This is a genomic window from Pseudobutyrivibrio sp. (assembly GCF_017471675.1).
Lineage (GTDB): Bacteria > Bacillota > Clostridia > Lachnospirales > Lachnospiraceae > Pseudobutyrivibrio.
The window spans coordinates 1-11,899 of the sequence record NZ_JAFUSK010000022.1 but is presented as its reverse complement, the minus strand read 5'-3'; the positions used below and the strand labels follow the sequence as shown (position 1 = coordinate 11,899).

The window sequence follows — 11,899 nt, the reverse complement described above, 5'->3', positions numbered from 1 at the left end:
TGAATATTTTATATAATCTATGTAATGAGCTATTATTATTAAGCAAACTGTTATAAATGTGAAATGGAGTAAATATATTATGACTTGGTTGGAAAACTTGCTTATTATAGCAGGTATATTATTAGATGTTTTTGCTGCAATGGAAATACAAGGGGCAATGATAGCAAACCTTAAGAAAAGGACAGTGGCTGTTGCTTGCGCAGTGGTTGCTGCATCTGAATTGGTTTTTTATTTTGGGGGCTATGCAATCTGCAGATTAATGGCTGTTAATGGCTACATTGCTAATCCTGTAAAGCGTGGGGAGGTTGTGGCTGTAGTAGTTCTTGTGCTACTGGGCCTAAGACTTATTGCAAAGGCAATTAAAAGAGAATTCATTCAAGAAAGAAGAAGGGATGCTCTTATTGTTTTAGATTACATCAGAATTGTTATTGTATCCAGTGCTTATACAGCAGCTGCAGGTTGTGCCTGCGGGCTTGTGGGCACCACCATTTGGCAGATTATTGCACTTATTCTTGCAATATCTGTACTTGTAGTTCTTGGCGGTCTTTATACAGGCATGCATTTTGGCTTTGAGAAGAAGACTATAGCTTACATAGTAGGCGCAGCATTACTCTGGGGAGCTGGTGCTGAAATCTTCCTCAGTAGAGTCATCGATTTTGTTTAAAATAGAATTTTTTAATAACAGGTTACTGTTTAATATGCGCTCACGAAGGAAGCTTAGCTTTTCTGTCTGTGAGCGTTTTTTATAGCAATCAGAAAGCATAATGTAGCTTTCGCTAATGTCTGTTCCAACGCCAATGGCAAATTCCAATACATTTACGGCATCATTTTCCATACCAGCTTCTATTAAAGCCTTGGCATAGGAATTTAGAAGGATGCATGCTTTATCGAAATCTTCACCTATCTGGCTCATTGTTTCGAAGTTAGAAGTGCCGTAGGTAAGCTTTAAATCAGTGTTTGAAACACCAGAAAGATTAAGCAGCCTGTGGGTTGAAAGCTCCTTTAACTGGGTTTCAATCTCAATAACTTTTTCATCATTACTAAAATTTAATGGAAATTTCTCTATTGGAATGGTAATATATCTTAGATTAGATATATCCTTGGCAGGGGTTGCTTTGGCCGCTTTTTCTTTAGCCCAGAATTCTTCCTCCTGCTGTTCTTGCTTAGCATCTAGGGTTTTGATTCTGATTGCAAGCCAGATTAGGAATATTAAGAAAAAAGGTAAAATAGGGAAGCCCATAGTTTCTCCTTTACTTATGCGAGGTATTTTATGAAAAGATCTAAAAAACAACAGCTTATAGCTGGAATAATATTAGTAGTTGTAGTGGTATGTATGGTATTTACCACATTTGCTTCTGCTTTAATTTAAGTTTATTTTAATAGATTATTAATGTCAACAATGAGGCTTCTCCCTTTTAGGGAGAAGCTGTCAGCGCAGCTGACTGATGAGGGTTATATTATGAAAAAAAGAGTTCTATCACTATTACTATCATTAACATTTACAGCAGGTTTATTTACACCAATTAGCGCATACGCCGAAGAGGTCACAGAAGAAAACACAGTTTCTGAAGAGGAATTAGCCAATGAAGAGGCAGAAGCAGTTTCTGCAGACGAGGAGGATACTAGAATCATTCCTAAGGGCGTTTCAATAGCAGGAACATCTGTAGGTGGTATGACAGTGGCTGAGGCTAAGGAGGTTGTAGACGATTATTTTGCACAGTATGATGATGTGAAATTTACACTTTCTGCCAACGAGCAAACTATCAGTGCCACAGGTGCAGATTTATGTATAGGTGCTAAGAATACTGATGTTACTACTAAGGCTGCATCTTATGGCAGCTATGGAAATTTTGCAGAGCGCTTTAAGGCTAGCAAGGATTTGGAGGATGGAAGAGGCAAGGATTTTGCACTTTCATTAGGGGTAGATAGAACAGCTCTTACCACATATTTACAGACAGCATCTTCACAGGTTAATGATGAAGCAAGCGATGATTATCTTACCAGAGAAAATGGGGAATTTGTGTTCCACGAAGGTACAAGCGGTGTGGTTGTTCAGGTTGATGAATCTGTTGCAATAATTGCAGATTATATCGAAAACGATTGGAACAAGGAATCAGCAACAATCGCTCTTGCAACCGTTGTTAAGGAACCTAGAGGTAGCAAGGAAGAGCTTGCAGAGATTAAGGATTTGCTTGGCAGCTTTAATACAGATTATAGTTCATCATCTGCCGCTCGTAAGAACAACGTGGCAAACGGTGTAGGATTTATAAACGGAACTATTCTTTATCCTGGTGATGAGTTCTCAGTGCTTAATACAATCACTCCATTTTCTGCTGAGAATGGATATATGTTAGCTGGTTCTTATGAAAATGGAACCACTGTAGAGACTTATGGTGGCGGTATCTGCCAGGTATCTACCACACTTTACGGAGCAGTTAGAGAGGCAGAGCTTGGTATTGTAACCCGTTCATGTCATTCTATGATAGTTACTTATGTTCCACCATCACAGGATGCAGCCATTGCAGAAAGCGGTGGTAAGGATTTCCAGATTAGAAATAACAAGAATTATCCTATATATATAGAAGGATACTGTGACGGCAACAAGGCTTACTTTAACATCTATGGTAAGGAAGAGGATGACAAGTCTCATAGTGTTAAATACGAGACAGAAATCACTGGTGTAAATGTTCAAAATACCCAGTGGGTTGCTGACCCTAATGTGCCTCTTGGCAAGATGACCACAACCGTTGGAGGCCACACAGGCTACACAGCTCGTCTTTGGAAGATTGTTTATGAAAACGACGAAGAGGTTAGCAGAGAGGTATATAACAACAGCAAGTACAATCCATCTAATAGAACTGTTACAGTAGGTATTGCATCAGAGGATCCTAATCTTTCATACGCAATGCTTCAGGCTGTTGCCACTCAGGATGCTACAACCATAGCAAATGCTATAGCAGTGTATGCACCAGGTGTTGTTAATTCTACTCCATTTGTAATTACACCAAAGTACAAGGTTACAAATCCAACAGAGACAGAAGACACAACTAATGCAACACAAGCTCCTGCTACAACACCAGCTACAGAGACACCAGCGCCAGATGCAACAACTCAGCCTGTGGAGCAGCCAGTGCCTCAGGCTACAGTACCAGCTAACTAGATTTTAGGGAATAATCTTATGGAAATTGGAAAACTTAAAGAAAGCGTACTTAAACGTTCAGTTATAAAACAACTTCATGTAAAACGTCCTGAGGTAGGTAGTGGTCCTAGCATCGGTGAGGATTGCGCCACCCTTCAGGTAGGCCCTGATGAAGAAATAGTAATGAGCACTGACCCTATAACAGGCACAGCCTCAGATATAGGTGAGCTTGCCGTTACTGTATCTATCAACGATTTAGCCAGCGCAGGGGCGGAGCCAATAGGAATCCTGCTTACAATCCTGCTTACCCCTCGAATGCGTGAGGCCAAGCTAAAGGCTATTATGGAACAGGTTGATAATGCCTGCAAAAGATACAATGTACAGGTTATGGGTGGCCATACAGAGGTTACAGAGGTGGTTAATCAGCCTCTTATCTCAGTTACAGCTGTAGGTAAGGTAAAGAAGGGCCAGATGGTTTCCACAGGTGGAGCCAAGCCTGGAATGGACTTGGTGGTTACCAAATGGATAGGTCTTGAAGGTACATCTATTATTGCTAAGGACCACGAAGAAGAGCTTCTTACCAGATTGCCAAAGAATCTTGTAGATACAGCAAAGAGCTTTGATAAATATTTAAGCGTACTTCCTGAAAGCCGTGTGGCTGTAGAGCATGGCGTGGCGGCTATGCATGATATCACAGAAGGCGGTATATTTGGAGCCTTATGGGAAATGGGCGAAGCTTCCGGCGTAGGCCTTGATGTAGATTTAAAATCTATTCCTGTAAAGCAGGAGACAATAGAAGTGTGCGAGTTCTTTGGTATCAATCCATACGAGCTTATTTCATCAGGTGCTATGCTAATAGCTACAAACGATGGCAACGGACTTGTTAGAAAGCTTGCGGAAGCGGGGGTAGCATCCGCCATTATCGGGAAGTCCAACTCTTCAAACGATAAACGCGTTATCAGCGGCGACGAGGTTCGCTTCCTAGAACCTCCCAAAGCCGACGCACTATATTCCGTACCAAACGTAGAACGAAAATAGTATTTTAGTAACTAACAAATTTAGATGAGTCAATTGGAGTAGACTATAAATGTTATTATGAGCCCTTGATGAGCCATCCCTACTTAGATGGTGCTTTAGCAGCATCTTATGTAGGGCAATGAGCGAATAAGAGCGAAAGCGTGGCGAATAATAATATTTATAGGCTATGGAAATTGACGGACTTAGGGGTGATTAAAATGAGAGAGAAGATTTTAACTTATATTGAGCATAATAGTAAGATTGATTTAGAGGATTTGGCAATGATGCTAGGCTGCGACCAGGCCACAGTTATGAATGAGCTTGAGGCCATGGAGAATGAGCATATTATTTGCGGTTATCCTACTCTTATTAATTGGGAGAAGGCCAGCGTTGAGAAGGTGTCTGCTCTTATTGAGGTTAGAGTTACACCTCAGCGCGGCATGGGATTTGATAAGGTTGCAGAGCGCATCTATAATTATCCAGAGGTAGATGCTGTTTATCTTATTTCAGGAAGCTATGATTTCATGGTTTCTATTGAGGGACATACACTTAGAGAGGTTGCAGATTTTGTTTCTGCTAAGCTTTCTCCACTTGATTCAGTGCTTAGCACACAGACTAACTTTGTACTTAAGAAGTATAAGGATCACGGAATTATTATGGCAGAAAAGCACGTGGATGAGAGGGAGAAGGTGAGTCTATGAGAAACCCTTTAAATCAGACTATTACAGAAATAAAGCCATCAGGCATTCGTAAGTTTTTTGATATAGTTGCAGAGATGCCAGAGGCAATATCTCTTGGTGTTGGCGAGCCAGATTTCGATACACCATGGAAGGTAAGAGACGAGGCTATCTATTCTTTGGAAAGAGGTCGTACCTTTTATACATCTAATTCAGGCTTGAAGGAGCTTAGAGTTGAGATTGCAGATTTTCTTAAGCGTCACTATGGACTTGAATATAATCCGCTTACAGAGATGCTTATGACAGTAGGTGGTTCTGAAGGTATAGATATTGCACTTCGTGCCATGCTTGACCCAGGTGATGAGGTACTTATTCCTCAGCCTTGCTATGTAAGCTACGAACCATGTACCATCCTTGCTGGTGGTGTACCAGTTCCTATTGCTCTTAAGGAAGAAAACGAATTCAGACTTAAGCCTGAGGAGCTTGAGGCTGCAATCACCGATAAAACAAAGATTCTTATTATGCCATTTCCTAACAACCCTACAGGTGCTGTTATGGAAAAGGCTGATTTGGAGCCTATTGTAGAGCTTGTTAAGAAGTACGATTTGTTTGTGCTTACTGATGAGATTTATGGTGAGCTTACATATACAGGTGAAGGCCATGTATCCATTGCCAGCTTCACTGGAATGAAGGAGCGTACAATCTACATCAATGGATTCTCAAAGAGTCACGCTATGACAGGCTGGCGTCTTGGCTATGTATGTGCTCCAGAGGTTATTATTAAGCAGATGACTAAGATTCACCAGTTTGCTATTATGTGTGCACCTACCACCAGCCAGTACGCTGCAGTAACAGCTATCCGTGACTGCGATGAGGATGTTGCTCACATGCGAGAGGAATATAATGACAGACGTCGTTATCTCCTTAATCGCTTTAAGAAAATGGGAATTAAATGCTTTGAGCCATACGGTGCATTCTATATTTTCCCATCCATTGCAGAATTTGGAATGTCTTCCGAAGAATTCTGTACACGCCTCCTTCGTGAGAAAGAGGTTGCAGTGGTTCCAGGCACAGCCTTTGGAGAAAGTGGCGAAGGCAATGTACGTATATCTTACGCATATTCCCTTGAAAGCCTAAAGCGCGCCATGGACCGCATCGAAGAATTTGTGGACGAACTACGTAAATCGTAGGCTGAGCACAAATCAGCGTAGACTGTGTGCATAATTCTACGTTAACAAAGTAAAAATATTCTTCATTCGACTAAGAATGTCTCATTCAGAACATTTTTACTTTGTTAACTGAATTATGTTCGTTAGGTTTATGATGATTTTGTTCGTACGGTTTACGATACGTAGTTGATTAGAATAACGTAAAGAACAGAATGCAAGCATGTAAGTAACAAGCTATTATATTTCTCAAGGGAGGCGTGTTGCCGAGCGGAGAAATCATAATGCTTGTTACTGTAACAGGCGAAGCATTCTGAACACAGATTAGAGGTTTTAAAATGTTAAATATTGTATTACATGAGCCTGAGATTCCTGCAAATACGGGGAATATTGGGCGAACATGCTGTGCTACAGGAACTCGTCTTCATCTGATTGAGCCGCTTGGCTTTGTGCTTACAGATAAGACAGTGAAGCGAGCAGGTATGGATTATTGGGATAAGCTAGAGGTTTTCCGTTATGATGATTGGGAAGATTTCAAGGCAAAGAACCCAGATGCTAAGGTTTATATGGCTACCACAAAAGCCAAAAGAAAACATACAGATGTTCATTACGAACCAGACTGCTACATAATGTTTGGCAAGGAATCAGCAGGTATCCCTGAGGAGATTCTTGTAGACAATGAGGAGAATTGCGTTCGTATTCCAATGGGACATGATATCAGATCACTTAATTTATCAAATTCAGTGGCAGTAGTTTTATACGAGGCCCTGAGACAAAACGACTTCCTCGGTTTGGAGACTGAGGGTAATTTACATAGACTCAACTGGAAGGAATAGTGGGTACCAATGTCAATTATCAGATCTAAAGATTTAGTACATGAATATATAAGACGTGATGAAGAGGGCAATGTTGAAAGCATTCAGACTGCCCTTGATCACGTTAATCTTAATGTAGAGCCAGGTCAGTTTATTTCTATTTTAGGACATAATGGCTCTGGTAAGTCTACATTCGCCAAGCACATCAATGCACTTCTTACTCCATCAGAGGGCACCATCTGGGTAGATGAAATGAATACATCTGACGATGAGTATACATTTGCAGTGCGTCAAACAGCAGGCATGGTTTTCCAAAATCCAGACAACCAAATTATTGCATCTGTTGTTGATGAGGATGTAGCTTTTGGTCCGGAAAATATCGGCGTTCCAACAGAGGAGATTCTTGTTCGTGTGGACAAATCTCTTAAGATGGTGGGAATGCAAAAATATCGTAATCATTCACCTAACAAGCTTTCAGGTGGACAAAAGCAGCGTGTGGCAATTGCAGGCGTTATGGCTATGGAGCCAAAGTGCATCATCTTAGATGAGCCAACAGCCATGCTTGACCCTGATGGTAGGGCCGATGTACTTAGGGCTGTTCATACCCTTAACCGTGAAAAGGGAATCACTGTAATCCTTATTACTCATTACATGGAAGAGGTTGTTGATTCCGATTATGTTTTCGTAATGGAAAAGGGTAAGGTCTTTATGGAGGGCACTCCAAGAGAGATATTCAAGGATGTGGAGCTTCTTAAGGAGCACAGTCTTGATGTACCACAGGTTACTCTTTTGGCACATGAGCTTAGAAAGGCTGGTCTTCAGATTCCAGAATGTATTCTTACAAGAAAGGAACTGATAGAGGCTCTTACTAAATTAAACCTACGCAAGTTAGCAGCAGGTCAGACACCAGTTGCATCACAGCCAGAAGATAAAAAATCATTTGGTGACAATGTACTCATTCTTGACCATGCATCATATAAGTATTCACCAGGAACAGCCTACGAGGTGACAGCCTTAGATGATGTTAGCCTTTCTATAAAAGAAGGTGAGTTTATTGGCATTATCGGTCACACAGGTAGTGGCAAGTCCACACTTGTGCAGCATTTAAACGGGCTTATCAAGGCTACAGAAGGTCACATCTATTATCGTGGTCAGGACATTTACGATAAGGATTTTGATATAAAGGATTTGCGTACTCAGGTAGGAATGGTGTTCCAGTATCCTGAGCATCAGCTTTTTGAAACTACAGTATTTAAGGATGTTCAGTTTGGCCCTAAGAATCAGGGCTTAGACGAAAAGGAACAGATAAAGCGTGCATACGAGGCTCTTAGCCTTGTTAAGCTTCCTGAGGAGCTGTATCTTGCTTCTCCATTTGAGCTTTCAGGTGGACAGAAGAGAAGAGCTGCAATAGCAGGTGTTATTGCTATGAAGCCGGCAGTACTTATTTTGGATGAGCCAACAGCAGGTCTTGACCCTAAGGGACGTGATGATATCCTTGGCCTTATAAAGGATATGCATGAAAAGAGAGGCGATACAGTTATCCTTGTATCCCATTCAATGGAGGATGTTGCTAATTACGTAGATAGAATTATCGTAATGGACAGCGGACGGCCTGCATTTGATGGCACACCTAAGGAGGTTTTTGCTCATTACAAGGAGCTTGAGAAGATGGGGCTTGCAGCACCACAGGTTACTTATGTGATGAACGATTTAATAGAGGCAGGCTTTGATGTAGATTCTTCTGCTACCACAGTGGCAGAGGCTACAGAATCTATTTTAAAAGCCTTGAATTAATAGCAGATACCAGTTTTGGATTTGACTTAAAAAGGAATTTATAAATATGCTTAGAGAAATTACATTAGGACAATATTATCCAGCAAAGTCCATTCTCCACTCATTAGACCCAAGAGTGAAGCTGTTTTCCACATTGGTTTTTATAATCACTTTGTTTTCTGTGGATAATGTTGTTTTATTCGCAATAGTTTTGCTTACATTAATTGGAATTATAAAAATGAGCCATGTACCTTTTTCTTTTATGGTAAAGGGACTTAGGTCTATTGTGGTGCTTCTTATAATAGCAGGCTTGTTTAATTTGTTTTTAACACCTGGAATCACCATATTTTCATTTGGCTTTTTAAAGATTAGTGATGTGGGACTTAAGAACGCAGTGCTTATGACTAGCCGTATGATTCTTCTTATTATCGGCACATCAGTTATGACACTTACAACCACACCAAATCAGCTTACAGACGGATTGGAGAAATCCTTAGGTTTTCTTAAGAAGTTTAATGTTCCAGTGCATGAGATTTCGATGATGATGTCTATAGCCCTTAGATTTATTCCAATCCTCATTGAGGAAACTGATAAAATCATGAAGGCTCAGATGGCTCGAGGTGCTGATTTTGAGACAGGTGGTCTTATTAAGAAGGCTAAGAATATGGTACCACTTCTGGTTCCACTTTTCGTATCAGCCTTCAGACGTGCTAACGATTTGTCTTATGCAATGGAAGCAAGATGCTACAATGGTGGCGAGGGCAGAACTAAGATGCGCCCGCTTAAATACAGCTCACTTGACCAGAGAGCGTACATTTGTATAGTAGCATACATAATCATTTTTTATGCAGTAAAGGTAGTTTTATAATATGAGAGTAATGATAGTAGTGGCCTATGACGGGTCTAACTATAGCGGCTGGCAGATTCAGCCTAACGGAGTGACAATTGAACAGAAGTTAAACGAGGCTTTGACTGATCTTTTGCAGGAGCCTATTTCAATAATGGGCGCCAGCCGTACAGATGCAGGTGTGCATTCTCTTGGAAATGTGGCAGTGTTTGACACTAATTCCAGAATGCCAGCTGACAAAATTAGCTTCGCTCTTAATCAGCGTTTGCCTGATGATATTGTTGTTCAGTATTCCTGCCAGGTGGAGGATGATTTTCATCCTAGATATGCAGCCTGTCGCAAGACATACGAATACAAGATTTTAAATCGCAAGATGCCAGACCCAACAAAGCGCAAGGATACTTTCCATTACTATTATGATTTGGATGTGGACAAGATGAATGAAGCAGCTGCTTATCTTATCGGTCAGCACGATTTTACATCTTTCTCATCAGTGAAGGCACAGGTTAAATCCCGTGTCCGAACCATCTACACTGCTAAGGTGTACAGGGAAGATGATGTAATCCACATACGCCTTACAGGAGATGGCTTCCTTTACAACATGGTCCGTATCATAGCCGGCACCCTTATTAAGGTAGGAGCAGGTGAGATGGAGCCTATGTACATGCTTGAAATTTTCCGTGGTCGCAACCGCGAGCTCGCTGGCCCAACAGCCCCAGCCCATGGTCTTACCATGATAGGAATTGAATATTTAGAATAAAAATAAAGTCAAATTAATTATTGACGGATATTAAACTCTATTGTACAATATAGCAGTTGATGTAGTAAGGAGACTTGTGTCTATTAGCCCAGAGACAAGTTTACTATAACATTCCATGCAGGTGCCCGGACATCACCGGCAGGAATCTTTTACAGATTTATTTAAGGAGGAATTCTCATGAATACTTATATGCCAAACCCATCTCAGCTTGAGAGAAAATGGTATGTAGTTGATGCAGAGGGACAGACACTTGGTCGCCTCTCAGCAGAAGTTGCAAAGGTTTTAAGAGGTAAGAATAAGCCAGTCTTCACTCCACACGCTGATTGTGGTGACTATGTTATCGTAGTTAATGCAGAGAAGATTAAGGTTACAGGTAAGAAGCTTGATCAGAAGGTTTACTATCATCACTCTGATTACGTTGGTGGTATGAAAGAGACAACTCTTAAGGAAATGCTTAACACACATCCAGAGAGAGTTATCGAGCACGCTGTTAAGGGCATGCTTCCAAAGGGACCACTTGGACGTCAGATGTACACAAAGCTTTTTGTTTACGCTGGACCAGATCACAAGCAGCAGGCACAGAAGCCAGAAGTGCTTACATTTTAATAGGAGGTAGATCATGGCTAAGAATACAACAAAGTATTATGGAACTGGTAGAAGAAAGTCTTCAGTTGCTAGAGTATATCTTGTACCTGGCACAGGCAAGATTACAATAAATAAGAGAGATATCGACGAGTACCTTGGTCTTGAGACATTAAAGGTAGTTGTTCGTCAGCCACTTGTAGCTACAGGTACTGTAGATAAGTTTGATGTTATCGTTAACGTAAAGGGTGGCGGATACACTGGTCAGGCTGGTGCTATCAGACACGGTATCTCACGTGCACTCCTTGAGGTAGATGCTGAGTACAGACCTACACTTAAGGCTGCTGGATTCCTCACAAGAGACCCACGTATGAAGGAGCGTAAGAAGTACGGCTTAAAGGCTGCTCGTCGCGCACCACAGTTCTCAAAGAGATAATCTTTCGAGATTCAAAAAGAATTTACAAACCTCAGAAACTCAGTGTTTCTGGGGTTTTTCTTTTATCTATAATTGTATTCAGTTGTGGTGAAACGCAGAAAATTTTGTACCGTAAACAGCGAGTAAACAGCAGGTAGACAGCAAAATTATCAAGTCTTAGATTTTATTTATTGCTTCTACCAGAGACTGGATATCAAGGTGTGTGTACACTTTCTCTGTCAGAGACATTGCTCCGGAGTGTCCTACGATTTTCTTAATCATTGTAGGATCCACATGAGCTTCCGCCAGCATTGATATGCAGGTGTGCCGAGTATCATGAGGATTGTGCTCCATCCCAAGGTTTTCTATTAGTGGTGTCCAGTAGCTGTCTTTATAGTTTCTGTAGGTGAATTTTTTGTTGTCATCGGTGTGAAGAAGGTACTCACAATCAGAGGATTCATACCAGGCTTTGTAGAATGGTAGAACCTTATCTGCTATAGGAACCTTTCTGATACCATTTTCAGTCTTACTTAGTATCACATCGAAATACTGTTCTTCAAGATGAACATTTTTCTTTTCCAAATCCAGTAGTTCAGATATTCTACAGCCGTTGTAAATCAGCATCAGTACTGTCTGGTAGAACGGATCATCCTTGAGTTCCCATAGCCTGTCAATCTCAGCTTTTGAAAAGATATCTCTCTCAACCTT

Annotated in this window: 13 protein-coding genes; 11 read left to right on the top strand and 2 right to left on the bottom strand. The window is 41.0% G+C overall.

Annotation, left to right across the window (positions count from 1 at the left end; translation table 11 throughout):
• Nucleotides 1-79 precede the first annotated feature (79 nt).
• The gene (locus IJ535_RS03370; protein WP_294298840.1) at nucleotides 80-664 is read left to right on the top strand and encodes a manganese efflux pump; all 585 of its coding nucleotides are present in this window, start codon (nucleotides 80-82) and stop codon (nucleotides 662-664) included.
• Here IJ535_RS03370 and IJ535_RS03365 read toward each other — a convergent pair.
• Entirely contained in the window at nucleotides 608-1,240 is a 633-nt protein-coding gene (locus IJ535_RS03365) for a hypothetical protein (protein WP_294298838.1), read from the bottom strand. The two genes, IJ535_RS03370 and IJ535_RS03365, sit on opposite strands and share 57 nt — an antisense overlap.
• A 219-nt stretch (nucleotides 1,241-1,459) precedes the next feature.
• On the opposite strand from IJ535_RS03365, the gene IJ535_RS03360 reads away from it, so the two are divergent.
• The 10 genes from IJ535_RS03360 (at nucleotide 1,460) to rpsI (ending at nucleotide 11,212) form a co-directional block, all read left to right on the top strand.
• Nucleotides 1,460-3,160 carry a VanW family protein gene (locus IJ535_RS03360; RefSeq protein WP_294298836.1) on the top strand — a complete coding sequence of 567 codons (1,701 nt, stop codon included), beginning with the start codon at nucleotides 1,460-1,462 and terminating at the stop codon, nucleotides 3,158-3,160.
• 18 nt (nucleotides 3,161-3,178) lie between these two features.
• Nucleotides 3,179-4,177, top strand: coding sequence for an AIR synthase family protein (locus IJ535_RS03355; RefSeq protein ID WP_294298833.1), 999 nt, complete (start codon nucleotides 3,179-3,181; stop codon nucleotides 4,175-4,177).
• Between the two features lie 197 nt (nucleotides 4,178-4,374).
• Nucleotides 4,375-4,857, top strand: coding sequence for an Lrp/AsnC family transcriptional regulator (locus IJ535_RS03350; protein ID WP_294295887.1), 483 nt, complete (start codon nucleotides 4,375-4,377; stop codon nucleotides 4,855-4,857).
• Nucleotides 4,854-6,023 (top strand): pyridoxal phosphate-dependent aminotransferase, encoded by a 1,170-nt coding sequence (locus IJ535_RS03345; RefSeq protein WP_294298831.1) that lies wholly within the window; start codon nucleotides 4,854-4,856, stop codon nucleotides 6,021-6,023. Before IJ535_RS03350 ends, IJ535_RS03345 begins: the two co-directional genes overlap by 4 nt.
• Before the next feature lie 314 nt (nucleotides 6,024-6,337).
• Nucleotides 6,338-6,835, top strand: coding sequence for a tRNA (uridine(34)/cytosine(34)/5-carboxymethylaminomethyluridine(34)-2'-O)-methyltransferase TrmL (gene trmL / locus IJ535_RS03340; protein WP_294295889.1), 498 nt, complete (start codon nucleotides 6,338-6,340; stop codon nucleotides 6,833-6,835).
• Between the two features lie 9 nt (nucleotides 6,836-6,844).
• Entirely contained in the window at nucleotides 6,845-8,608 is a 1,764-nt protein-coding gene (locus tag IJ535_RS03335; RefSeq protein ID WP_294298829.1) for an energy-coupling factor transporter ATPase, read from the top strand.
• A gap of 46 nt (nucleotides 8,609-8,654) precedes the next feature.
• Nucleotides 8,655-9,455: an energy-coupling factor transporter transmembrane component T family protein gene (locus IJ535_RS03330; RefSeq protein WP_294298827.1), complete on the top strand. Its 801-nt coding sequence runs from the start codon at nucleotides 8,655-8,657 to the stop codon at nucleotides 9,453-9,455.
• A gap of 1 nt (nucleotide 9,456) precedes the next feature.
• Nucleotides 9,457-10,194 carry a tRNA pseudouridine(38-40) synthase TruA gene (gene truA / locus IJ535_RS03325; RefSeq protein ID WP_294298826.1) on the top strand — a complete coding sequence of 246 codons (738 nt, stop codon included), beginning with the start codon at nucleotides 9,457-9,459 and terminating at the stop codon, nucleotides 10,192-10,194.
• 177 nt (nucleotides 10,195-10,371) lie between these two features.
• Nucleotides 10,372-10,800, top strand: a complete 429-nt coding sequence (gene rplM / locus IJ535_RS03320) for a 50S ribosomal protein L13 (RefSeq protein ID WP_294298823.1) — start codon at nucleotides 10,372-10,374, stop codon at nucleotides 10,798-10,800.
• 13 nt (nucleotides 10,801-10,813) lie between these two features.
• On the top strand, nucleotides 10,814-11,212 hold the full coding sequence (gene rpsI / locus IJ535_RS03315; protein ID WP_294298820.1) for a 30S ribosomal protein S9: 399 nt from the start codon (nucleotides 10,814-10,816) through the stop codon (nucleotides 11,210-11,212).
• A 156-nt stretch (nucleotides 11,213-11,368) separates the two neighbouring features.
• On the opposite strand, the gene IJ535_RS03310 is transcribed toward rpsI, so the two are convergent.
• On the bottom strand, nucleotides 11,369-11,899 hold a 531-nt coding region (locus IJ535_RS03310), incomplete at its 5' end, for a tyrosine-type recombinase/integrase (RefSeq protein ID WP_294298814.1).